18 protein-coding genes and 2 tRNA genes are annotated in these 22,449 nt (G+C 63.5%); 8 read left to right on the top strand and 12 right to left on the bottom strand.

From position 1 onward, the window contains the following. Nucleotides 1-17 precede the first annotated feature (17 nt). From M2333_RS07770 to M2333_RS07755, 4 genes are all read right to left on the bottom strand, one after another. Nucleotides 18-1,964, bottom strand: a complete 1,947-nt coding sequence (locus M2333_RS07770; protein ID WP_264611379.1) for a sialate O-acetylesterase — start codon at nucleotides 1,962-1,964, stop codon at nucleotides 18-20. 84 nt (nucleotides 1,965-2,048) lie between these two features. Further along, nucleotides 2,049-2,981, bottom strand: a complete 933-nt coding sequence (locus M2333_RS07765; protein ID WP_264611378.1) for a Gfo/Idh/MocA family protein — start codon at nucleotides 2,979-2,981, stop codon at nucleotides 2,049-2,051. Further along, nucleotides 2,981-3,973 (bottom strand): AraD1 family protein, encoded by a 993-nt coding sequence (araD1, locus tag M2333_RS07760; protein WP_264611377.1) that lies wholly within the window; start codon nucleotides 3,971-3,973, stop codon nucleotides 2,981-2,983. The genes M2333_RS07765 and araD1 overlap by 1 nt, the downstream gene beginning before the upstream one ends. Nucleotides 3,974-4,045: 72 nt before the next feature. Beyond that, complete coding sequence (locus M2333_RS07755; RefSeq protein WP_264611376.1) at nucleotides 4,046-5,578, bottom strand: aldehyde dehydrogenase (NADP(+)); 1,533 nt, start codon at nucleotides 5,576-5,578, stop codon at nucleotides 4,046-4,048. Between the two features lie 281 nt (nucleotides 5,579-5,859). Between M2333_RS07755 and M2333_RS07750 the strand changes: the two genes are divergently transcribed. Beyond that, nucleotides 5,860-7,236 carry a cation:proton antiporter gene (locus M2333_RS07750; protein WP_264611375.1) on the top strand — a complete coding sequence of 459 codons (1,377 nt, stop codon included), beginning with the start codon at nucleotides 5,860-5,862 and terminating at the stop codon, nucleotides 7,234-7,236. A gap of 51 nt (nucleotides 7,237-7,287) precedes the next feature. On the opposite strand, the gene M2333_RS07745 is transcribed toward M2333_RS07750, so the two are convergent. The 4 genes from M2333_RS07745 to M2333_RS07730 all read right to left on the bottom strand — a co-directional run bounded on the left by M2333_RS07745 (nucleotide 7,288) and on the right by M2333_RS07730 (nucleotide 9,937). Next, nucleotides 7,288-7,362, bottom strand: a tRNA-Glu gene (locus M2333_RS07745). 164 nt (nucleotides 7,363-7,526) lie between these two features. Beyond that, nucleotides 7,527-7,602: transfer RNA gene (locus M2333_RS07740), tRNA-Ala, on the bottom strand. A gap of 191 nt (nucleotides 7,603-7,793) precedes the next feature. Then, the gene (locus M2333_RS07735) at nucleotides 7,794-9,245 is read right to left on the bottom strand and encodes a DEAD/DEAH box helicase (protein WP_264611374.1); all 1,452 of its coding nucleotides are present in this window, start codon (nucleotides 9,243-9,245) and stop codon (nucleotides 7,794-7,796) included. A 308-nt stretch (nucleotides 9,246-9,553) separates the two neighbouring features. Beyond that, nucleotides 9,554-9,937 carry a hypothetical protein gene (locus M2333_RS07730; RefSeq protein WP_264611373.1) on the bottom strand — a complete coding sequence of 128 codons (384 nt, stop codon included), beginning with the start codon at nucleotides 9,935-9,937 and terminating at the stop codon, nucleotides 9,554-9,556. Between the two features lie 373 nt (nucleotides 9,938-10,310). Here M2333_RS07730 and M2333_RS07725 point away from each other — a divergent pair, with 373 nt between their 5' ends. After that, a complete protein-coding gene (locus M2333_RS07725) occupies nucleotides 10,311-11,105 on the top strand; it encodes a response regulator (RefSeq protein WP_181559218.1) in 795 nt (264 codons plus the stop codon). Here the strand turns inward: M2333_RS07725 and M2333_RS07720 are convergent. Beyond that, nucleotides 11,102-12,574 carry a CHASE domain-containing protein gene (locus tag M2333_RS07720; RefSeq protein WP_264611372.1) on the bottom strand — a complete coding sequence of 491 codons (1,473 nt, stop codon included), beginning with the start codon at nucleotides 12,572-12,574 and terminating at the stop codon, nucleotides 11,102-11,104. The two genes, M2333_RS07725 and M2333_RS07720, sit on opposite strands and share 4 nt — an antisense overlap. Before the next feature lie 295 nt (nucleotides 12,575-12,869). Here M2333_RS07720 and M2333_RS07715 point away from each other — a divergent pair, with 295 nt between their 5' ends. The 5 genes from M2333_RS07715 (at nucleotide 12,870) to M2333_RS07695 (ending at nucleotide 15,136) form a co-directional block, all read left to right on the top strand. Then, entirely contained in the window at nucleotides 12,870-13,373 is a 504-nt protein-coding gene (locus M2333_RS07715; protein ID WP_264569908.1) for a Dps family protein, read from the top strand. 122 nt (nucleotides 13,374-13,495) lie between these two features. After that, on the top strand, nucleotides 13,496-13,669 hold the full coding sequence (locus M2333_RS07710; RefSeq protein ID WP_264569909.1) for a NepR family anti-sigma factor: 174 nt from the start codon (nucleotides 13,496-13,498) through the stop codon (nucleotides 13,667-13,669). Between the two features lie 31 nt (nucleotides 13,670-13,700). Beyond that, nucleotides 13,701-14,240, top strand: a complete 540-nt coding sequence (locus tag M2333_RS07705; RefSeq protein WP_264572220.1) for a sigma-70 family RNA polymerase sigma factor — start codon at nucleotides 13,701-13,703, stop codon at nucleotides 14,238-14,240. 111 nt (nucleotides 14,241-14,351) lie between these two features. After that, nucleotides 14,352-14,717 carry a response regulator gene (locus tag M2333_RS07700; RefSeq protein ID WP_181559223.1) on the top strand — a complete coding sequence of 122 codons (366 nt, stop codon included), beginning with the start codon at nucleotides 14,352-14,354 and terminating at the stop codon, nucleotides 14,715-14,717. Nucleotides 14,718-14,866: 149 nt separating this feature from the next. Then, nucleotides 14,867-15,136 carry a GlsB/YeaQ/YmgE family stress response membrane protein gene (locus M2333_RS07695; protein WP_264579271.1) on the top strand — a complete coding sequence of 90 codons (270 nt, stop codon included), beginning with the start codon at nucleotides 14,867-14,869 and terminating at the stop codon, nucleotides 15,134-15,136. A 67-nt stretch (nucleotides 15,137-15,203) separates the two neighbouring features. Here the strand turns inward: M2333_RS07695 and M2333_RS07690 are convergent, their stop codons facing one another. The 3 genes from M2333_RS07690 to M2333_RS07680 all read right to left on the bottom strand — a co-directional run bounded on the left by M2333_RS07690 (nucleotide 15,204) and on the right by M2333_RS07680 (nucleotide 20,400). Further along, nucleotides 15,204-17,525, bottom strand: coding sequence for an EAL domain-containing protein (locus tag M2333_RS07690; RefSeq protein ID WP_264611371.1), 2,322 nt, complete (start codon nucleotides 17,523-17,525; stop codon nucleotides 15,204-15,206). A 199-nt stretch (nucleotides 17,526-17,724) separates the two neighbouring features. Further along, nucleotides 17,725-19,842 (bottom strand): peptidase domain-containing ABC transporter, encoded by a 2,118-nt coding sequence (locus tag M2333_RS07685; RefSeq protein ID WP_264611370.1) that lies wholly within the window; start codon nucleotides 19,840-19,842, stop codon nucleotides 17,725-17,727. Further along, nucleotides 19,843-20,400, bottom strand: a complete 558-nt coding sequence (locus M2333_RS07680) for an HlyD family secretion protein (protein WP_264611369.1) — start codon at nucleotides 20,398-20,400, stop codon at nucleotides 19,843-19,845. Between the two features lie 564 nt (nucleotides 20,401-20,964). Here M2333_RS07680 and M2333_RS07675 point away from each other — a divergent pair. After that, nucleotides 20,965-22,410, top strand: a complete 1,446-nt coding sequence (locus M2333_RS07675) for an FAD-binding oxidoreductase (protein ID WP_264611368.1) — start codon at nucleotides 20,965-20,967, stop codon at nucleotides 22,408-22,410. Nucleotides 22,411-22,449: the final 39 nt, after the last annotated feature.

Here is a 22,449-nt window from a genome sequence, read left to right as displayed (position 1 = left end):
GTGCGAATGATCTCGTGTCAGGGCTGCACCTCGCTGCGGATCGGCAGCTCGAAACCGGGAACGGGCAGCGCGCGGCCATCGAACAGGTTAACAATGGGACTGTCTCCCCACGCGTAGCGCACCCGGCTGGCGGCAAGGCCATCGTCCTCGAGCCACACGTCCGCTCCCGAGATGCGCGCCTGCGCATAGCGGCAGCTCTCCTGCGTATCGCCGCACAGCTCGAAGCCGATGGGCGCAGCAGCGCTCCATGCGGCGAGGCTGCCCTCAATGCCTGAGAAGCTGATCCTGATCCGCCCCTGCGTCCGCAAGGCCTGCATGGGCATCGGCAAGGGCGTTCCCTGCGCGGCCATGGCAAGCCGGGCGCCGAGCAGCGCCTTATTGGCAGGGTGGATATCGGTGCGCTCGCCGATGTCGATGGCGGTCACCAAGGCGGCATTGACATCGCTGCTGACGAAGGCGCGCTGGTCCTCGCGAAGGGTCGCCCAGCCGGACACCGCCGGGGCCAGCTGCGCGGGTCCATAATTGGCAAGCTGCACCACGAGCATCCGCATGTCCTTGCCGAACTGGTGACGCCATCCTGCCGCAAGCGCGGTGAGGCGGCGGGCATAGCCGGGGACGTCCACGTCGCTCTCGCCCTGATACCAGGCAGCGCCGCGCAGGGCGATCTGCCCGAGCGGCGCGACCATGGCATTGTGCATGACGCCCAGGCCGCCATTGCCGTCCCATGGCGGGCGCGGCGGGAAGCTGGGGACGGGGGCGATGCTGTAGCGCCAGCCTTGCGCGAGGGGGATCTCAGCACCGCCTGCGATCGTCAGCTTCAACCGTTCCGGGCCGGTGGTGAAACCGCCCTTGTCCCAGCTGTTGCTGATCGCGACCATGATCTCATTATCGCCCGCATGGAGCAACGCAGGCGGGACGGCATAGCGGCGCGCCTCGTCCCAGCTGAACGTATTGCCCACCGCGCGGCCGTTGACGAAGGTCATGTCCATATCGTCGATGATGCCCAGCTCCAGCATCGCGCCGGCCTTAGCCTGTGAGCCGGTCAGCCGCACGGTGCGGCGCAGCCAGACGGTGCCGGTGGCATCCTTCGCGAGCCGCGTGCCCGCCCAGTCGTTCCACACGCCGATGGCGGGGACATCCTGCCAGCTGAGGCTGTCCGGCTTGCGCCAGGGCTCGCTCTTCTCTGCCTCGTCCCGATACCAGCGCTCCCATTGCGGGGCGAAGGCGGTGACGGCGCCGAGCGGGTCGGTGGCATGTTGGCGCAGCATTGCCAGATCGTCCTTGCCGTCCAGCGTTTCGGCGGCATCCGGCGTGAGCCAGGGTCGCAGCCGCGAGCCGCCCCAGCTCGCATGGATGAGGCCGATGGGGATATGTTGCTGCGCCCGCAACGCCTTGCCCATGAAGTAGCAGGCAGCCGAAAAGTCCGGCGTCGATTGCTGCGTCGCGGCTGTCCATGCCGTCGGGCTGCCGAAGCGCGTTGCGGGCAGGCTGGCGGTCGCCTTGGGAATTTGCAGCAGGCGCAGGCCGGGGTCGCCCGACTGCATGACGACCATCGGGCCGTTCAATGCTCGCGCGACCGGGAACTCCATGTTGGACTGGCCCGAGCACAGCCACACATCGCCGACAAGCAGATCGCGCACCGTTACAGCAACGCCATCAGCGCCCGAAAGCTGAAGCGTCAGCGGTGTTTCGCTGGCCCGGCGGGGAGGGAAGCGCAGGGTGAAGGCGCCATTGTCATCCGCCGTGGCTGCGGCCTGTTCACTGCCGAGAGTGGCGCGGATTGTCTCGCCTCGGGCGGCGGTTCCGGCGATGACGATAGGCGCGTCGCGCTGGATGATGGCCTGATCCGTCCAGACCGGCGAAAGCTGAGGGGCGGCCAATGCGCCGCTGGCCGCAAGAAGACAGCCGAGCGCCAGAACAGGTCGGGCATATCCCAAGCCCCGCCGCGCGCCGCACACGCTCATCGTCCTCTCCCCACTCTTTGTTGGTAGCGTTATCATGATTGGCCGATCAGGATTCGGCAACCCCTTACAGCCAGATTTTCCGGCTCAATCCTCGAAGGCTTCCACCTGCACGCGCTGGCCGCGCAGGAAACTGTCGGCGACAATGCAGAGCGGCGCGGTGTCGACATCGCTGCGCCCATCGCGCACCAGCTCGGCGAAGCGAGCATAGAGGCCGGGATATTCGACATCGGGGCTCTCGACCGTGCCCTTGGGCAGGGAGAGCACGGCGCCACCTTTGGCCAGATGCACAGTGCCGGCGTCGGTCTCCACGATGATGTCCCAGCTCTGCGGTCCGGTCTGGCGCCAGTCGAGATCCATGTGGATCGGCGTGCCGAGCGTGTCGGACAAGCGCAGATCGGCGGCGATTGGCGCAGCCCGGTTCTCGGGGAATTGCAGCGTGGCATCCTTGAGGAACACCGGGTTGGGCAGGATCTGCGTGAGGATCGAGAGGGCATTGATGCCGGGATCGAACACGCCAAGGCCCCCCGGTTGCCAGATCCAGTCCTGCCCTGGATGCCACACGCGCACATCCTCGCGCCAGATGATCGACACATGCTCGATCCGCCGCTCGGCCAGCCATTGGCGCGCCGGCTCGACGCCGGCGGCATAGCGCGAATGCCAGGAGGCGAAGAGGGTGACGCCGGCCGCCTCCGCCAGACCTTGCAGCGCAATGACTTCCGACAGGGTGGCGCCGGGCGGCTTTTCCAGAAACACATGCAAACCGGCCTCGATGGCACGGGCGGCGAGCGCATAGCGCACCTGCGGCGGTGTGCACAGCGCGATCGCATCCACCGCCGGGCCATGGGCGATCAGCGCCTCAAGGTCGCTGAAATGGGGGATATCGTCCAAGCCGGCGGGATGGCGGCTGACGGTCGCGGTCAGGGCGAAATCGGGATTGGCGGCGATGGCGGGAAAATGCTGGTCACGCGCGATCTTGCCCACGCCCTGCAGCGCGATGCGAATGGGGCTGGCGCTCATTACAGCACGCCCGGGGTGACGCGGGTTTCTGCCATGCGCGTGAGCGGGTTGGAGACCGGCAGCGTAAAGGGCGCCGCGCTGATCTCGAACACGTCACCTTCCTGCGCGCTTACGCCATCACTGAAGGACAAAGTGGCCGTGCCGAAGAAATGCACGTGCAGGTCACCCGGCCGGCGGAACAGCGCATATTTGAAGTGATGGTGCTCGAGATTGGCGATGCTGTGGGACATGTTCGCCTCGCCCGAGAGGAAGGGCTTCTCCCAGATCACGTCATCCCCCCGGCGAATGCGGCTGGTTCCCTCGATATGGGCTGGGGAAGGGCCGAGCAGCAATTCCGGCCCGAGCGCGGCCTTGCGGAGCTTGGAGTGGGCCAGCCAGAGATAATTGTGCCGCTCTGTCACATGATCGCTGAACTCGTTGGCAAGCGCGAAGCCGAGCCGCCACGGCTTTCCGTCTGCATCGATGATGTAAATTCCGGCCAGTTCCGGCTCCTCGCCGCCATCCTGCGCGAAGGCTGGCATGTCGAGCGGCTGGTGCGGACCGAGCAGTTGCGAGCCATCGCCTTTGTAGAACCATTCCGGCTGCTGGCCGACCTCACCGGGCGCGGGCTTGCCGCCTTCCAGCCCTTCCAGGAAGATGCGCATCGAATCCGTCAGCGTTTCGGCCTTCAGCGCCTGCTTGTGCATCTTGTCCCGCCCTTCCGCGGAGCCGAGATGGGTAAGACCGGTGCCGGTCATCAGCAGATGGGCCGGGTCTTCATGATCGATCGGCGCGAGCAATTCGCCGGCCGAGAAGGCGGCGGCGAGATCCACAGAGGCACCCTTGGCATAATCCTGCACGGTCTCCAGCAACGATTGGCGCCGGGCGAGGGCGTCCTGCGCCAGTGCCCGGATGCTGCTGCTGCCCTGCAGCAGCCAAGCCTCGTCATCCACGGCGAGGATCACGGATCGCGCGCCGGAAGGTGCCTGATGTTGCAGCAAACGCGTGGCCATTGGACGTCCTCTTCCATTCCTCATGCGCCGCGCGGGCGCCGGTTCGTGCTGTCTCGTCGGGGAGTGCCGGCCTCAGCGACCGGCGAGCAAAGTGCCATCATACAGGCGCGGGATGCCATCCCCCAGCGCGGTATCGCGCAGCGGCTCTGGCAGCACCGACTGGGCGAGATTCTGGTAGCTCACCGGCCGCAGAAAGCGATCGATGGCGAGGCTCCCCACCGAGGTGGTGCGGCCGTCCGACGTGGCCGGGAAGGGGCCGCCATGGACCATGGCGTGGCAGACCTCGACGCCCGTGGGCCAGCCATTGGCGAGGATACGCCCCACCTTGCGTTCCAGCACCGGCAGCAGCCGCGCAGCAAGCGGCTCATCCTCGGCGTCCATATGGAGCGTCGCGGTGAGCTGACCTTCGAGCGCCTTGAGGATCGCCATGACCTCGGCCTCATCGGCGCAGCGCACGAGGATGCCGCTCGCGCCGAACACCTCGTCGGCGAGATCGGGATTGGCGAGGAAAGCCTGCGCGCTGGTCTGGAACAAGATGGCGCCGCCGCTCGTGCCTTCACCGGGATCGCCACTGGCCAATGTCTCGACGGCCTCATGATCGGTTAGCGCCGCAACGCCTTTCCCATAGGCATCGCGAATGCCGGTGGTGAGCATGGTCTGTGGCGCGGCCGCTGCCACGCCCTCGGTCGCGCTGGCAATGAAGGCATCGAGCCCGTCGCCCTCCATGGCGATCAGCAGGCCCGGATTGGTGCAGAACTGGCCGGCGCCCATCGTCAGCGAGCCGACGAAGGCGGTGCCCAGCGCCGCGCCGCGCGCCTTGAGGGACTGCGGGAGAAGCAGAACCGGATTGATGCTCGACATCTCCGCATAGACCGGGATTGGAACCGGGCGGGCCTGCGCCAACTTGACCAGCGCAAGGCCGCCGGCGCGTGAGCCGGTGAAGCCGACCGCCGTGATGCGGGGGTCTTGGACGAGCGCGGCGCCGAGTTCGTGCGACGGCCCCATGATCTGGCTGAACACGCCTGCCGGGAGATCGCAGGCCTTCACCGCCGCCGTCAGCGCCTGCGCCATCAGCGAGGCCGTAATCGGGTGGGCCGGGTGGCCCTTGACGACGACCGGGCAACCCGCCGCGAGCGCAGAGGCCGTGTCGCCACCGGCAGTCGAGAAGGCGAGTGGGAAGTTGGAGGCACCGAACACCGCCACCGGGCCGAGCGGGATCATCCGCATCCGCAGATCGGGGCGGGGCAGGGGCTGCCGCTCGGGCATGGCGGGGTCGACGCGCAACTGCTGCCACCAGCCTTTGCGCACGACATCGGCGAACATGCGCAGCTGGCCCACGGTGCGTCCACGCTCGCCTTCGAGCCGGGCGCGCGGCAGGCCGCTCTCGCGCATGGCGGTTTCGATCAGGCCATCGCCCAGCGCCATGATCTCCTCGCCGCAACGCTCCAGGAAGCGCGCACGATCTTCGCGGCTCGTCGCACGATAGACCTCGAAGGCCGCCTCGGCAGCAGCGCAGGCCGCGGCGACATCCTGCGGGCCGTGGACGGGAAGTGGATCACCATAAGGCGCACCGGTTTCGGCAGTGATCGAGCGGAATTCGGACATGAGGGACTCCCATTATTACTCCGACATATGAGGCCGGGCGCGCAAAGGCAACGGGGTGCGGCTGCGCTCGGGAAGTTTTTGTATCGCCGGATTTCCGATGCCTCCCCAGCTCGCCGGACAATCTATAGGCAGCGCGTAGCCGCGTTTTGTTGGGCCAGACGCGCCAGTTGGCCATTCACAGGCGCTGCAGTCCTCGCTTCCAATGATAACGCTACCATGGTAGCTTCTGGTCAGGCGCGGTACAAGCGGGCCATCGGGGAGGACACATGGAGCAGGGCGCGATGCAGCAATCGCTTTGGGGTGAACTGGGCCGCGTCTTGACGCCCCACGGCCCCGCCGTTCAATCCGCTGTGAGCTTCACGCCATCCGACTACAGCGTGCACTTCTTCCTACAGATCGCCGTCATCCTTGTGACCTGCCGGGTGGTTGGATTGCTCGGCCGCACCTTGTTCCGGCAACCGCAGGTGGTCGGGGAAATGATCGCCGGCGTCGTGCTGGGTCCGTCGCTCTTCGGCCTGTTCGCGCCCGATCTGCAAGCCGCGATTTTCCCCAAGGAAACCAGCAACGTCCTTTATGTCGGCGCGCAGCTTGGCGTAGGCCTCTATATGTTTCTGGTTGGATTGACGCTCCGGCTCGATCACGTCCGCTCGAAGGCGCGCGCCGCCGGCGCGGTGTCGGCGGCGGGCATCGCCGTGCCGTTCATGCTGGCGGCGGTGATCACCCCCTGGCTGTTGACGATCGACGGGCTGTTCACGGCCGGGGTGGGGCGGGGGAGCGCCACCTTGTTCCTCGGCGCGTGCATCGCGCTCACAGCCTTTCCCATGCTGGCGCGGATCATCAACGAGCGCGGCCTCGCCAACACGTCGCTGGGCACGCTCTCGCTGACGGCGGGCGCCTTTGACGATGCCGCCTCCTGGTGCGTGCTCGCGGTCGTGCTGGCGACCTTCGGCGCCGGGCCGGGGGTCGCGGTGATCGCCATCGTCGGCGCGCTGCTCTATGCGGGGTTCATGCTGATGTGGGGCCGTCGGCTGCTCGTCCCGCTCGGGCGTTTCGTTGAGGCGGAGGGCGGCATAAGCATGACGGTGCTCGCCATCGTCCTTGCGCTGTTCAGCCTCTCGGCGTTTCTCATGGATGCAATCGGCATACACGCGATCTTCGGCGGCTTCCTGCTCGGCGCCTGTATGCCGCGCGGGCTGATCGCGCTGGAAATCAAGCGCAAGGTCGAGCCGCTGGTGGTGGTGCTGCTCTTGCCGATGTTCTTCACTTATTCCGGCCTGAACACGCGCATGGACATGGTGAACTCCGTGCAGCTGCTCCTGACGGCGCTGGCCATTCTGCTCGTCTCGGTGATCGCCAAATTCGGGGCCTGCTGGGCCGCCGCGCGGCTGGCGGGGGAGGATCATCGCACCGCACTGGGCATCGGCGCGCTGATGAACGCCCGGGGGCTGATGGAACTCATCATCATCAACATCGGCCTGCAAAAGGGCATTATCGGTCCGACGCTGTTCGCGATGCTGGTGCTGATGGCCATCGTCACGACGGTGATGGCGGGTCCGCTGTTTGAACTGGTCTACGGTCGGCAGGCACGAGCACGCGGCGATCTGGCGGCGCTGGACGAGGCAAATGGTCCATCGACCGCCATGGCCCCGGCGGAGTGACGGTAGCGCGACCAGTGGGATGCTGCGCTTGATAATGTGGGAAAGTCTAAGTGGTGACCCCTACGGGAATCGAACCCGTGTTTCAGCCGTGAAAGGGCCGCGTCCTAACCGCTAGACGAAGGGGCCATCCATGTCGGTCCGTTGCGGAGCCGTCATCAGGTCCGGCGCCTATGCCGTGGGATGGCCGGAGTGGCAACCCCAAAAAGGTGGACCGGTTCACAGAAAATGCGTCTTCCCCCGCGCGGCTTAAGCCGGGGAGGGAGCGATAGCGTGGCTGGAAGAAAAATCCCTGGTGGAGCTGAGCGGGATCGAACCGCTGACCTCGTCATTGCGAACGACGCGCTCTCCCAACTGAGCTACAGCCCCCAGGGAGGGCTGCCTATAGGCAAGGCCCGCGCCGATTGCAATCGGGTTTTGCGTGTTGGTGGCGCGTCGCGTTTCGATAGCGACCTGAGTGTCGGGTGGCACAGAAATCGCCGGTTCGCGCACCGCCAGTTGGCAGGCATGGAGGCGCGCTGCCGCGTCCCCGAGCCTTCCCGTCTGTATCGTCGGCAGGTTTAGTTGTCGAAACCTACGGAGAGGAAATCCGGCATGGGGCCGTTCCATCCGTCATCCGGCTCCTGATCCGCGCGATTGCGTTGCTGCGGGGCCTTGGGACGCTCAGCGTCAGACCGTGCATCCTGACGCCGTGGCTGGGGCTGGCGATCTTCACGCGCAGGGCGCGCATCCTCACGGGCGGGGCGTGCCTCGCGAGCTGGCGATTCGGTTTCACGATCACCCTTGGCGTCGGCGCCACGCTCGCGCCGAGCCGGTGCCTTCGCCGGACGCTTGGATGCGCCTTTCGCGCCACCGCGACGATCGCGTCCTTCGTCCTCACCATCGTCGACGGCCTGCGTGCCCATGTCGAGGCGCGGGATTTTCGTGCCGATCAGCTTCTCGATATTTTCGACAGCTTCGGCATCGCTGTTGGTGATGAAGGTGAACGCCTTACCGGTCGCGCCGGCACGGCCAGTGCGGCCGATGCGGTGCACATAATCGTCCGGATGCCAGGGTGCATCGAAGTTGAAGACGTGACTGACGCCTTTGATATCGAGCCCGCGCGCGGCAACGTCGGAGGCGACCAGCAGGTTGATCTCGCCGGACTTGAAGCGATCCAGCTCCGCGATGCGCGCGGCCTGATCGATATCGCCGTGGATTTCGCCAGACCGAAAGCCGTGGCGCTTGAGGCTTTTGTTCAGCTCCCGCACCATCGTCTTGCGATTGCAGAAGATGATCGCGCTCTCGGCGCTCTCGCTCCGGAGCAGCGAGCGCAGCGTCTCGCGCTTGGCCCGCTCGGCGACAGGCACGAGCATCTGCGTGATGTTGGCGCTGGCGGTTGCCGGGCGCGCTACCTCGATGGACTTGGGATTGCTCAGGAAGCGATCCGAAAGCTTCTTGATCGGCGGCGGCATCGTCGCCGAGAACAGCAGCGTCTGCCGGTTCGCGGGCAGCTTGGTGCAGATGTTCTCGATATCGGGGATGAATCCCATGTCGAGCATCCGGTCCGCTTCGTCGATGACCAGCAGCGAACAGCCGGTCAGCAGGATGTTGCCCCGCTCGAACAGGTCCATCAGGCGACCAGGCGTCGCGATCAGCACGTCGACGCCCTTTTCGAGCGCCTTGATCTGGTCGCCCATCGAGACGCCACCGATGAGCAACGCCATCGAGAGCTTGTGGTATTTGCCGTATTTCTCGAAATTCTCGGCGACCTGCGCCGCGAGTTCGCGCGTCGGCTCGAGAATGAGGCTGCGCGGCATCCGGGCGCGGCTGCGGCCCTGAGCCAGAATGTCGATCATCGGGAGGACGAAACTGGCCGTCTTGCCGGTGCCGGTCTGCGCGATGCCGATGATGTCCCGCATCATCAGGACGGAGGGAATTGCCTGCGCTTGAATCGGAGTCGGCTCTGAATACCCCGCCTCGCCGACGGCTTGCAGCAATTCGTTCGAAAGGCCGAGATCGGCAAAGGGCATCAGAATTCCGTGAATAGAGGGCGCGTGACTCTTGTGGATCACACGGGCAACCGCTTGCGCCATGATGAAGGCGGGCGCCGATGTCAAGATTTTCTGCGGATGCAGGCGCTCTTCGAGGCTGTGTCAGGGCCCGTGTCCGCGGGCCCTTGGCCTGTCCGAGGCGAAGGAGGGGATCTGGCACCACCGGGCTAGCAGCATCTAAAATAGCCTGATGGTGCCAGATCTGCCCGTTAAACGAGCTATAGACGGGTTCGTTCCGGCCTTCGAAAACTTTCTCGCTTAATTTGGCAGAGAATGGTTTTCGCTCATTAACCCTCGGAAGAATCGTCTGATTCTTCAGTGTCTTGCTGGGCGCGCCATGCGAGATATCCCACCGTCGCAGCGGTCAGTCCGACGGCAACGAGCAGGGCGGGGTGGCGGCGGACGAACCGGGCGGCCGGCGAAGCCGCGAGCCCTGAGCGTTTCATGCCGGGGACATGATCGCGCACATTCTCAACGAGGGATTTCGAGCCCTTCGAAACCTTGCGCGCTGTGTCCTTCCCCAACCGGGATGCCCGGCGGCCGGCCTCGTCCGCCAGCGTTGTTGCCCTGGCAAGACCACGCTCGGCAATATCCTCCGCGCGGGAGCGAAGCGTTATGATCACGTCGCGGCCGTCTTCCAGAGGCGTGGAACGGTTTGTGCGAATGTGCATGGCTTAACTCCTCGTGATAACCTTCCTGAACCCAACGGTGGTTCGGACGGATGGTTCCTCTGTTCGCCGCGCGCGTACGGGCTCAGCAGAGGAAGGACGGGAGATAATGTGGGGTGGTTGACCGGTTTCCGCACTTTGGGGGGTGAGGAGGAGCGGAAACCGGTCAAGTGACGCTGACATTATCGGGGGCAGACTAATGTCAATGCTGATCCTCAAATGCACCTGAATCGCGTTGGTTCCCGAGGTTTGCAAAAATAAATTTCTTGTGGGGAACCCTGTCGAAACCGTACATTCCGCGCACTTTTGGTGCTCCACCGCGTCATGCGGTGTTCTTGGTTGTGGGCGCTGGCTGAAATGCAGGAGACACGTTCATATGGCTCTATCCGACCTTATCGCGCGGCAACTTCCTTATCTGCGGCGATATGCTCGAATTCTGACGGGGTCTCAGTCGCTGGGTGACAGTTTCGTGCGGGAGCTTCTGGAGGCGGCTTTGGCCGATTCCAGCCTGCGCGAACAAATCTCCACATCGCGGACCGGGCTGTTCAGTGCCTTCTCACGCATCTACGCTTCCGCCGGCGCCGAGCTGTCGATGAGCGGCGGCCTCGGCTCGGATGAAGGCACGGCTGCCAGCAATCGCCTGGAACTGGTGACGCCGCTGGCCCGTCAGGCGCTGCTGCTGAACGCCGTGGAAGATTTTTCGGAAAGCGAGATCGCCGAGATTCTCGACTGCCCCGAGGACGATGTTCGCGAGATGATCGACAGCGCGCTGGCGGATATCGATTCCAGCAGCCGTCTCAATGTGCTGATCATCGAGGATGAGCCGCTCATCGCCTTCCAGATCGAGGAAATCGTGACCTCTATCGGCCATGTTGCGGTGGGCACCGCTGCGACGCACGCGCAGGCGGTAGCTTTGTTCGATCAGCACCGACCGGATCTAGTGCTGGCCGATATTCAGCTGGCGGACGGCAGTTCGGGGATCGATGCGGTCAACGAGATCCTGGGCAAGTTCTCGGTTCCGGTGATTTTCATCACTGCTTTCCCGGAACGCCTGCTCACCGGCGAGCGCCCGGAGCCGACCTATCTGATCACCAAGCCGTTCAGCGACGATTTCGTTCGCGCGACGATCGGGCAGGTCGCGTTCTTCGGATCAACGGCGCCGCTGCGTTAAGCGGCGCCATCCTTCCTGCGCAACTGGAATGATTTCGGTTTGCGCAGGGGGATGTCGAACGTGCACATGAGGCCGCTCGACAAAAAGTCGATGCGGATCGGCGTCCCCAACTCGTGGGCCAATGCCCGTTCGATCAGGTTCAGGCCAAAGCCGCGCTTGACCGGTTCCACAACCGGCGGACCGCCGCGCTCTTCCCATGATACCGAGATCTTCTCGTCTCCCACCGACCAGTGCAGATGCACTTCGCCCTGATCGGCGGACAAGGCGCCATATCGTGTCGCGTTGGTGAGCAGCTCGTGCAGTGCCAAGCCGATGGACAGCGCATCGTTGGGCGAGATCAGCACATTGGGGCCATCGGACACAATGCGCCCGCGGGCGTGGCCATGCGATCCCAATTGCGTCTCGATCAACGCCTTGAGGTCCGTTGGCCCCCATTGCGCGCCATCCAGCAATGAGTGGCTGGCGGCCAGAGCGCGCACCCGCTCCATCAGATTGTCGGCAAAGCTGTTGATGTCGGTCGCGTTTCGACGGGTGAGGGCGATGATTGACGTGACGTTGGAGAGCGAGTTCTTCACCCGGTGGTTGAGTTCGCGCACGAAAGCGGCGCGTTCCGCCTCGCGCTCGGCCTGCGCATTGACGAGCGCGACGAGATCCTCGTTGCGGCGCTGCACGAGCAGGATGTAGGCGAGCAGCAGCATCGAAAAGGAGACGCCGCCGACCAGTACGACCAGTGTGAGGGGGTAGAGCCAGTGCTCACCGGCCGGATAGAAGCGCACGGACCATTGCTGATCGAACAGGGAAAAGCGCTGCTCCAGCGGCCTTTCCACTCTCTCGCTATCGCCGGCGGCAAAGATGCGCTCCTGCCCATCCGGTGTGGTATCGAAAATCTCGATCCGGCCGGTTTCCAGCAGGGATGGTTTCACAGCAGCGCGAATGAATTCCTCGACCCGGATGGCGCCATAGATGAAGCCATTGACTGGGCCCTCATCATTCTGCGCGACCGGTAGCAGCACGACAATGCCGGTGTTGTGGTCGGCATTCTCGTCGACCTTCAGCTTGACGGGGTCTGTCGCTGCCATCGAGCGGGTCCGCAACGCGCGGTCGATCGCGGCGGCGCGCCGTGCGTCGCTATGGATGTCGAAGCCAAGTACGCGGCGATTGGCCAAGGAATTGGGCTCGACGATGGTGATGATATACATCGGCTGCCTGGATTGCGCGGGGGCCGGGTTGACGGCAAAGCTCTCATATCCCGCTTCCCGCATTCTTGAGGTCAGTTCCGGCAGTTCCGCGGCTGTGGTGTGGCGCGCCCAGCCAATGGCCACGACACCCGTAAAATCATAATCCTGGCGCAGCCGGGTGATGAAGTCGCGAAAGAACTCGGGGCTGACCCCGTCTGCGCTGAGAAAGAGCGCGCTGGTGGCCTGGAAATAGGCGGAACTGGCGGCTGCCTGCCGCTGCAGAGCGGCCACGATCTCCCCAGCCTGCATAACGGCCGCCGCTCGCCGCGTCCGCTCGGACGCGACTTCGACAGACCACGCGCTGGCCCCAACAAGCGTGAGCGAAAACAGGAAGACCCCGATCGGCGTTGCCCGGGGATACTCTCTTAACCAGCTATCGAAGCGTCGCTTGGCACGTTTGCCAATATCCCAATTCACCATGAACCCAAATTACCAAAGAGGTGCCAAAGCGCCGTGATCCGTTAGATCGGAACTCTTTCCCCTTGGGATCGTTCCCCCACTCGTACGCCCCCAGCGGAGATCAGTGATGGCGAATAGCGCCCTGAATGCAAAGCCGAAAGATGCGGCCTTCAATACCGGGATCGATCGGCAGAATGTCGATGCGATTGCCGACAAGCTTGCCGATGCTCTGGCTGACAGTTTCTCGCTGTATCTCAAGACGCTGGGTGTACATTGGAACATCGTCGGGCCGAGCTTCTTTGGTCTGCACAAGCTGACCGAAGCCCAATATGAGGATCTGGCGCTGGCCATCGACGCGCTGGCGGAGCGCATTCGGGCGCTTGGCCACATCGCTCCTGCAGCCTTTGGCGACTATGCCGAGCGCAGCGTGGTGGAGAGCAGCAAGACGGTCCAGTCCTCCGCCGAGATGATTGATGCGCTGATCAAGGATAACGAAGCGGTCGCCCGGCGTCTTCGTGAGGCTGTCGCGGTCGCCGAAGAAGGCGACGATGTCTTTAGTGCAGACATGTTGACAGCTCGCATCGGAAAGCATGAGGAAAATGTCTGGATGTTGCGCGCTGTCGCGGCGTGAGTTGCGCTCCGGAACGCACATCAGTCACTTTACGAGGGGGCGGGAATTGGATTTCAGAGGTTTTGGGAACGGTTGTGCAGTCACATCTCAACAATTCTATATTCTGCGAGGCAAGTAGGGGCATGTCCAGCACGCCTGAAAAGCCCGGAAAGAACTCCGTGCAGCGCAGTGGTCGCGCAAAACCCGTTTGGGCCGAAGGCTTGAGGCGGATGTACGATGAAGTCGTCGACGAGCAACTGCCGGACGACTTTGTGGCGCTCCTCAAGAAGCTGGATAAAAGCGGTGACAGCCAGTAACATCCCGAAAAATTATGATTTTCGTACGGAGATGACCGGCGTTCTTCCGCACCTTCGCGCTTTCGCGAGAGGTTTGTGCGGTCGCCCGGACTATGCCGACGACCTCGTTCAGGAGACGATGCTCAAGGCTTGGGCCGCGCGGGATTCCTTCCAGCCCGGCACCAGCATGCGTAGTTGGACATTCGTCATTCTGCGCAACGTCTATCTGAGCGAAGCGCGACGCAACCGGTTCCGCGGCGATTATGATCCCGACCTTGCCGAAAAGCTGCTGAGCCAGCCCGCCGGGCAGGAAGACGGCCTTCACATGGGCGATCTTCGGGCCGCGATGATGCGCCTGTCGCCGGAACGTCGCGAGGCCTTGCTGCTCGTCGGGGCGGGCGGCTTCAGCTATGAGGAAGCCGCGGACATCGCGCAATGTGCGGTCGGCACGATGAAAAGCCGCGTCGCCCGCGCCCGCCGGAGCCTGGAAGATATGCTCGGTGACGAGGGTGAGAAGGGCGGGCGCTCGAAGAGCCGCGCCGTCTCCCACACGGAAATGCTGGCGGATCTCGACAAGGTCGCCAGCCTTTAATCTCGAAACAAGCGTAAAGACCCGCCCTTGGTTCGGTCCATCGCAACGCTGTGGATCGTCTCGGGCGGGTGCGCATAATCATCCCGTCAATCCTTGCTAACAGGCTCGCCCTTGTCGCCACGCCCCCATGCCGTTCTTCTGGTCGAAGATAATCCGATCATCGCGATGAATACCGAAGCCCTGCTCGAAGACCTGGGCATCACCGATGTGCGGGTGGCCGCCAACCTCGCCGAGGCGCTCGCATTCGTGAACGAGGTCGCGTTCGATTTCGGGCTGCTCGATCTCAAGCTGGGCGATGAGGAAGACAGCCTTCCCGTCGCGGCGCGTCTCGCGGACAGGGGCATCCCGTTCGCCTTCGCCACCGGCGCGGGTGACGCCATGGACGGGGCGGAGCATCGGAACGCGGTCGCCATTCTCAAGAAGCCCTATCGCCTCGAAGACTTGCGGCGCGTGATCGAGGCGCAATTGGGCCTGTAACTTGTGTAAAGTTACGGCCGCAAGATGGGCCATGTCACAACCTGTACTCGATTCAAGATGACGGCCTTTGTCAACTATCAGTTCAGCAAGAACGGAACGAATTCCTCAGACAATTGTTTTGCCTTCAACATCACTGAGGGAGACGGAATATGGGCCTTATCATTCTTCTTATTGTCGGTGGCATTGTTGGTTGGCTTGCCAGTCTGATCATGCGCACCGATGCCCAGCAAGGCATTTTGCTGAATATCGTGGTGGGTATTGTCGGTGCGGTTCTCGCCGGCTTCCTGCTGTCCCCGGTCCTCGGCGCCGCTCCGATCACGTCGGGTGCGATCAATCTGACCTCGATCATCGTTTCGCTGCTTGGCGCCATCGTGCTGCTCGCGATCGTTAATCTGGTCCGTCGCGGTTCGGTGCGGTAAATAGACCGACATAAACGCCCAAAAGGCGCCGGGTCTTTGATGATCCGGCGCCTTTTTTCGTTGCCTGTTATGCTGCGGAAAGGGCGCTCTTGCGGGCTCGGCTCGCAGCCTTGCGGTTCGCCGCCTGCAGATTGGCGAGAAAGTCGGGAAGCGCCACCGGGCGACCGATATGATAGCCCTGGATGATGTCGCATTCCATGGCGGCCAGTGCCTGCAGGACATTCTCGTCCTCCACGCCCTCGGCAACCACCTGCATGTCGAGCTCATGGGCCAGCTTGATGGTGGAATTGATCAACACAGCATCGCTGCGGCTGGTGAGGATTTGCCGCACGAAGCTCTGGTCGATCTTGAGTTCGGACGCCGGCAAGCGCTTGAGATAGGATAGCGTTGATTGGCCGGTGCCATAATCATCGATGGAGATATGCACGCCCATCGCCCGGAGCGACTCCAGTTCGGCGATGCCCTGTTCGTCCGCCATGCTGGCCGATTCTGTAATCTCCAGCGTAAGATTTTCGGCAGGCATTCCGTAGGTATCCAGCAGCAGGCGAAGCGGCGCCTCCAGTTTGTTCTTGCCGACCATGCGCATTGAGAGATTGACTGCGACCGAGAGATTGAGCGGCGCGAAGTCGGCAATGGCGCGTTCGAGCACATAGAGCGTCAGCCGCTCGATTCGCCCCGCATCCTCGATGGCGCGGACGAACCGGTCCGGCCGGATGAAGCCGCGCTCGGGGTGAATCCAGCGGATCAGCGCTTCGGCGCTGGTGATGCGATTGCCGTGCAGGTCCAGCTTGGGCTGGTAGGCCACCCACACATCGCCGCGGCGCAGCGCCTGCTCGAACTCGTTGAGGATGGAGAGCTTCCAGAACAGCTCGTCCTCCTCGGTCTCGTAGCGCTCCCACAGGATGCCGCGATTGGTAGCGTTGGTCGCCGCGAGGACTGCCTTGGGAATGGCTTCGGACACGCTCATGTCCGGCTTGTCGCAAAAGCCGGCGTGCAAAGTGATGTCGACCGTGAGCTGTTCGACCTGGACCCCCGGCGCGAACAGCGCTTCCAGACCCTCGAGACTGTCGACCACCTGAGGCACATCCTCCCGGCTCCGCCAGGCAAAGCTGTGATTGTCGATCTGGTAGATCCGCTCGTGGCCTGCCGCGAGAATGAGGCGGTCGCGGATTTTGGCGAGCAGCGTGCCCTGCGCCGCCAGGCCAAGCAGCGCCGTCGTTTCCACATAATTGCGCAGGCTGACAACGATCGTCACGCCTTCTTCGCCCTCGTTGAGCACCATCGCCGCGAGATTGGGGAGCCCCGCCTCAGCCGACTTGGTGCTGCGATCCAGCAAGGCCTGCGCGACGCTGAGGAGCGACTGGGCGACCAGCGCCGCGACCAGCGTAAGGATTGCCGGGCCGACATCCGGGCGCCAGAGCGTCAAATGTTCCGTGTAGATCTGCGCGGGCACCAGCCCGATGGTTCCAGCCAGATAGAGCGGGTAGCGAAAGCGCGGCTTGAGCAGGAAGGAGAGGCCGATGAGCGCCAGCGCGAGCAGCATGGCCGGCCACGGCCCCACCTCGACCGGCAGTCCGGCGATCAGCGTCTCCGCTGCGGCGGCAAAGACATAAAGGCTGGAGAGCTTCTCATGATAGGGGACGTTGAACTGGTCGCCGAAGCCGAACGCATCAATGCCGACCAGGACCTTCTTGCCCTTGAAAAAGTCCTTGGGGAATTTGCCGGCCAGCACGTCCGAATAGGAAATATGGTCGATCTGGTTCCACCAATAGGACCAATCGATGGGGAAGGAGCCTTCACCCGGATAGCTGGTGCCGGCAAGCGCCTGGGAAATATCGCGCAATTCCGTACCCAGGACCGGAGCATTGAGCACCAGTCGCCGATAATATTGGTCGGGATCGCTATGCAGCCACACGTTGACCGGGGTGACATAGGGCAGCAAGGCCGCGGTCGGCAACGCCTCGTAGGTTGCCCGCCCATTGGAGCGATTTTCCAGCAGTGCGGCCAGATAGACATCGGCCTTAGAGGCTGCGAGTGCCTTGATGAGCCGGTCGTCCTGCGCCGGGTCCGCCGCCGGTTGATCGAAAATGATGTTGGAGACGATGCGCTCGGCGCCGGCGCGATTCAGGGCATCGATCAGCTCGCCATGGCGCCCGCGCGGCCAGGGCCACGTGCCCAGCGCCTTGATGCTGGGCGTGTCGATCTTAACGATAACAAGCTCGCCGCTCGGCTTCTTGGGGAAGTGCTGGTAGCGCTCGGTGCGGGTCAAATTGTCCAGCGACGTGCCGGCGCCACTCATCATCACGATCATGCCGATGAGGCATGCCGCGGCGAGGATGAGGCTGCGAGCCGACCGGGTCAGTCTCGCAAGGAGGCGCAATCGCAACATTGGTCCACACTCGGGCGGTTCAGTCGCCAGTGGACGTCAATGTCAGGAAACTATGAACAAGTTGTTCACAAGAGATGGAAAGGCTTGCGAGAGTGGACAGGCCGCGAGATTGTTGCGGCGGTCTTCGATAGCTTGGGCCGACTGTCGTCGCGACGCGCTAGCGCACCGTCTGCGGTATGAAACTGGCGTTATGCTTGCTCTAGCTTGTCGTCGACCGCGACTGACTATCGCTCGTGACCACCCCGTTCTCCACCCTGATCACCCTGTCGGCGGCAGCAATCGTCTCTGGCCGATGCGCGATAATGAGCCGGGTGATGCCCAATGCAGCGACGGCGCGATTAACCATGGCCTCATGCTTCAGGTCGAGATGGGCGGTGCCTTCATCCAGCAGTAGGAGTGCCGGCTCACGATAGAGCGCGCGGGCGAGCAGGATGCGCTGCTTCTGACCGCCGGACAGGGTTGAGCCCATATCCCCGACCAGCGTCTCGGTCCGCATCGGCATCGCCTCAATGTCCTCCAGAATGGCGGCGGCTTTGAGGCAGTCCCGCAGGCGATCCGGGTCGATCTCCCCAAATGCCGCGACATTATCGGCGATGGACCCGGCGTAGAGGACATCGTCCTGCAGCACCGCAGCGACATGCTGGCGAAAGGCGCGGCGGCCGAACTGCGGCAGTGGCTGGCCGTCGATCAGCACCTCCCCCTTGGTCGGATCGATCAGGCCAAGGATGATCTTGGCGAGCGTGGTCTTGCCACTGCCGGAAGCGCCGGTGATCGCGACATGATCGCCCGGCTCGATGACGAGATCGACGCCCCGCAGCACCGGCGGATCGTGCGGGCCATAGGAGAAATGCACATCGCGCAGCTCCACCCGGCCGGAGAAGTCGGCATGACTCAGCGGTTCGGCAAAGCCTGCGTCCTCCTCGCTCTGCACGATGTCCGCGAGCTGATCGAGGTGGAGTTCGAGCAGGCGGAGCTTGACGCCTTCATCCAGCAGAGACTGGCCCGCCTGCACAAATTGCGTGCGAAAGGCGAGATAGGCGAACAGGGTGCCGAGCGTGAGGGCGCCATCCATATTGGCGCGCACGGCGACGAAAATCACGACCACCAGCTCCAGAGCAGGGATCATCGTCTTGGCGGTCTCGTGCCAGGCCTTCACGCGCTCGTGCTGGTAGCGCGCGCCGAGCGCCTCGGTCAGTCGGTTCTGCCAGTAGCTGTGGCGCATCGCTTCGCGGCCGGCGAGGCGCAGCGTGACCATGCCGCGCAATGTCTCGATGAGCGTCCCCTGTTCGCGGGCGAGAGCCTTCACATATTCCGCCTCACGCTGTTTCTCGCGTGCGAGCAAGGCCAGCCGAACGCTGGAATAAAGGACGAGCCCGACCAGCGTGATCGGCGCAAGGTTGGGCGCAATCAGGAACATCATCACCAGGGTGAGGACCGAGAGCGTGCCATCGATCAACGCGAGCGGCGCGCTTTCGATGAGGAAGCGCTGGATCGGCAGTACGGATTGCACGCGGGTGAGGATGTCTCCCACCTTGCGCTTCTCGAACCAGGCGATGGGCAGGCGGAAGAGGTGGCGGACGATGTTGGAAGTGATGCCGAAAGAGAGCAGAGCGCCTGACGACAGCAGCACATATTTACGCAGCAGCGCCGCGCCGGCACCAATGAGCGCGAGCGCGCCAAATCCCAGCGCCAGCGTGAGCAGCAGGCCGCCGTCCTGCGCAGGCAGAACCTCATCGACGGCGGTGCGCAGATAGAAGGGGCTGGCGAGAATGAAGATCTGCATGACGATGGAGAGGATGACCGTCTGCGCAAAGGTGCGGCGTGCGCCCGTCATGCCGCTCCACAGATCGCGAAAGCGCAGGCGCCGCCTAGCCCGGACGGACTGGAAGTCCTGCGAGGGGCGCAGTTCCAGCGCGACACCGCTGAAATGGCGTCCCAGCTCGTCAAACGTGTACCAACGCGCGATGCCCACCGGGTCGACGACATAGGCATGGCCCGGCTCAACGCGCTCGAGCACGACAAAGTGGTTCAGATCCCAATGGAGGATGGCGGGCAGATGCAGAAGATGCAGGCCGGCCAGATCGAGTTTTAGCGGGCGCGGCAGCAGCTGCATATCATCCGCAGTCTGCATCAATTGGCGCAGGGTCATGCCCCGCGCGCTCACGCCAAAGCGCTGGCGCAGGGCATTGAGATCAAGCTCATGCCCGTGCCAGTTGGCGACCATTGCCAGCGAGGCGAGACCGCATTCCGCCGCCTCGGTCTGGAGGATCGGGCGAATGCGCCGCCGGCCCGTGAGTTTGGCAATCAGCGCGTTCATCTAGGACTCGCTGCGGGGAAGGACCGGCGCGAACAGCCAGCGCCACAGGCGGACCCGTTCGATGAGGATGGTCGCGGTGACAGGCTGTCCGTCAATCGCCGCGGCCCCGCCGTTGCGCGGCTCCGCGCCTTGCCCTCCCAGACGGATCAGAACCGGCACCGTTGTTTCGCCGGGGTCCATGCGCGTCGCGATCGCCGCAATCGTGCCGCTCAGCGTCGTTGCGTCGGCAGCGCTGCCGCCAGCGAGCGAGACCCGGGCTTGTTGGCCTTGATGAACATCCTTGATCTGGGCGAGCGGGACGGTCACGCGGGCCGTCCATTCCGGCGAGGGGCGCGCTGCGGGTTGGGAAGGGGAGGGTGACCGCATGTCTGACATGTGCAGGCTCCCCTCGGCCTTGATGGTCCGGCTGAAGCTGCCGAACGCGAGGCAGGCTACACCGGCACAGACCAGACCGAGCAACAGCCAGCCGATGGCCTGCCAGCGCAGTGGAGGGACGAGGAAAATGTCCCCGTGCAGCCGGTTGTGATGATCGAGTGCTTGTCGCCTGAAGAGTGGCATCCGGTCCCCCTGAGCGGCTTTCTAGGATGCTCTGCTGTCCCGAGGCGATGAAAAAATGCCGTGTCAGGTCCTGGCAAATAAAAACCGGGCGGACGATCGCTTATTCGCGCGCGCCCCCCCGGCCATAGGATCAATCTGATCGTGGTGACCAGAAGCGACTGACAAATCAGCCGCGAATGCCACCGCTCGATTCGTGGCTCGGACCACCGCCCGCAACCAGATCGACTTCCTGCTCGCTGAGTTCTTCAACGATCACTTCGTTTACCATCGACGACTCCTGTATTTGGTCGGATCACCCGACCTCGACGACAATAAACTATGGTTAACAAGACGTAAACCAAGTTTACCTTTTTGCACTTAAGGAGGCGCTTGCGTGGCAATTCCATTAAAAATCACAGAAATTTAGATACTTAACAGAATTTTGACTGACTTCGCTAATCGACGGCCGTCTCACGGTGGAACAGAGGCGGCCCTGGCGGCCGATTTCATGATTCGTTCTATCGCCTTGGCCTATGCAGGGCGCCGCCGGGCGCTATGTTGTGGCTGCAAGAGGAGAGAGGCCGGATGACCCAAGCAACGCTGCACGAGCACTTACAAAGCTTCGCAGACGAAGCTCAGCGTGGTGCCCATGTCATCGCGCGCCTCCGCCAAGCCTTGGGCGCTGATATTGTGAAGGATCGGACGGACGGCGATTTCGCGCGCCATGTCTCTGATTTCACGAACATCATGCCGGCGGACATTCCGCTCCCCGGCATCGCCTATCCGCGCACGACCGAGCAGGTCTCGCAGATCATGGCGATCTGCAATGAGGAGCGCTGGCCGGTCGTGCCACAGGGCGGCTTGACCAGCCTGTGCGCGGGCGGCCTCGCGGATCGACCCTGCTTGTTGCTGTCACTGGAACGAATGCGCGGCATCGAGGAATTGGACGAGGCTGGCCGCACGATGACCGTGTTGGCCGGAACGGTGCTGGAGACCGTTCAACGCGCCGCCGACGAGGCCGGCTTCCTGTTCCCGCTCGATCTTGGCGGCCGCGGAACGGCGCAGGTCGGCGGCAACGCCGCGACCAATGCCGGCGGCAACCGCGTGCTACGCTATGGCATGATGCGCGATCTCATTCTGGGTGTGGAAGCGGTGCTGCCGGATGGCACGATCATCTCGTCGCTCAATGTAATGATCAAGAACAACGCCGGCTATGATCTCAAGCATCTCTTCATCGGCAGTGAGGGAACACTCGGCATCATCACCCGGCTGGTGCTGCGGATGTTCCCCAAGCCACGCAGCGCCTGCACCGCCGTGGTCGCGGTCGGGGATTATGCGGCCACGCTGGAGTTGCTCAAACAATGCAATTCGGCCTTTGCGAGCACCTTGTCCGCCTTTGAGGCGATGTGGCCGGATTTCTACCAGATCGGCACGACGGCGCTGGGTCGCCAGCCGCCCTTGCCGCACGGTTACAACGTCTATGCGCTGGTCGAAGTGCTTGGGACCGATCCGGAACGCGATCCCGAGCGGTTTGAGGAAGTGCTCGGCGGCATGATCGAAGCCGGCCTCGTCAAGGATGCGGTGATTGCCCAGTCGGACAAGCAGCGGCAGGATATCTGGGCGGTGCGCGATTGCCCCGGTGAGTGGCACAAGGGCGTGCACTGGCCGCAAGTGGCCTTCGATGTGAGCCTGCCGACGCGCAAGATCGGCGATTTCATCCCTTATGTACGCGACTTGCTGCTGGAGCGGTGGCCGGATTGCGTGACGGTCTTCTTCGGCCACCTCGCTGATTCCAACCTCCACCTCTCTGCGCGCGTCCCGCGCGACCCGATGCCCGAGCATGAGATGGAGGCGCTGGTTTACAAGGCGGTCGGCGAATGGGGCGGCTCGATCACCGCCGAGCATGGCATCGGCAGCATCAAGCGCGAATTTCTCCACCACTGCCGTACACCAGAGGAACTGGCGCTGATGCGCACGCTCAAGCGCGCGATGGACCCGAACAATATCCTCAACCCCGGCAAGGTGATCTGAAGCGCCGGCTCGGCTGGGGGCGGCTTTGCGATTCCTTAA

The sequence above is a fragment of the Sphingobium sp. B11D3B genome, assembly GCF_025961735.1.
GTDB lineage: Bacteria > Pseudomonadota > Alphaproteobacteria > Sphingomonadales > Sphingomonadaceae > Sphingobium.
The sequence above is the reverse complement of the archived record's forward strand: the minus strand, read 5'-3'. Positions and strand labels throughout refer to the sequence as shown.

Bases quoted from the DNA above. Each gene is read 5' to 3' on its own strand.
- M2333_RS07770 (WP_264611379.1), bottom strand. From the start codon at position 1,964: ATGAGCGTGTGCGGCGCGCGGCGGGGCTTGGGATATGCCCGACCTGTT.
- M2333_RS07765 (WP_264611378.1), bottom strand. From the start codon at position 2,981: ATGAGCGCCAGCCCCATTCGCATCGCGCTGCAGGGCGTGGGCAAGATC.
- araD1 (WP_264611377.1), bottom strand. From the start codon at position 3,973: ATGGCCACGCGTTTGCTGCAACATCAGGCACCTTCCGGCGCGCGATCC.
- M2333_RS07755 (WP_264611376.1), bottom strand. From the start codon at position 5,578: ATGTCCGAATTCCGCTCGATCACTGCCGAAACCGGTGCGCCTTATGGT.
- M2333_RS07750 (WP_264611375.1), top strand. From the start codon at position 5,860: ATGCAGCAATCGCTTTGGGGTGAACTGGGCCGCGTCTTGACGCCCCAC.
- M2333_RS07735 (WP_264611374.1), bottom strand. From the start codon at position 9,245: ATGCCCTTTGCCGATCTCGGCCTTTCGAACGAATTGCTGCAAGCCGTC.
- M2333_RS07730 (WP_264611373.1), bottom strand. From the start codon at position 9,937: ATGCACATTCGCACAAACCGTTCCACGCCTCTGGAAGACGGCCGCGAC.
- M2333_RS07725 (WP_181559218.1), top strand. From the start codon at position 10,311: ATGGCTCTATCCGACCTTATCGCGCGGCAACTTCCTTATCTGCGGCGA.
- M2333_RS07715 (WP_264569908.1), top strand. From the start codon at position 12,870: ATGGCGAATAGCGCCCTGAATGCAAAGCCGAAAGATGCGGCCTTCAAT.
- M2333_RS07710 (WP_264569909.1), top strand. From the start codon at position 13,496: ATGTCCAGCACGCCTGAAAAGCCCGGAAAGAACTCCGTGCAGCGCAGT.
- M2333_RS07705 (WP_264572220.1), top strand. From the start codon at position 13,701: ATGACCGGCGTTCTTCCGCACCTTCGCGCTTTCGCGAGAGGTTTGTGC.
- M2333_RS07695 (WP_264579271.1), top strand. From the start codon at position 14,867: ATGGGCCTTATCATTCTTCTTATTGTCGGTGGCATTGTTGGTTGGCTT.
- M2333_RS07690 (WP_264611371.1), bottom strand. From the start codon at position 17,525: ATGTTGCGATTGCGCCTCCTTGCGAGACTGACCCGGTCGGCTCGCAGC.
- M2333_RS07685 (WP_264611370.1), bottom strand. From the start codon at position 19,842: ATGAACGCGCTGATTGCCAAACTCACGGGCCGGCGGCGCATTCGCCCG.
- M2333_RS07680 (WP_264611369.1), bottom strand. From the start codon at position 20,400: ATGCCACTCTTCAGGCGACAAGCACTCGATCATCACAACCGGCTGCAC.
- M2333_RS07675 (WP_264611368.1), top strand. From the start codon at position 20,965: ATGACCCAAGCAACGCTGCACGAGCACTTACAAAGCTTCGCAGACGAA.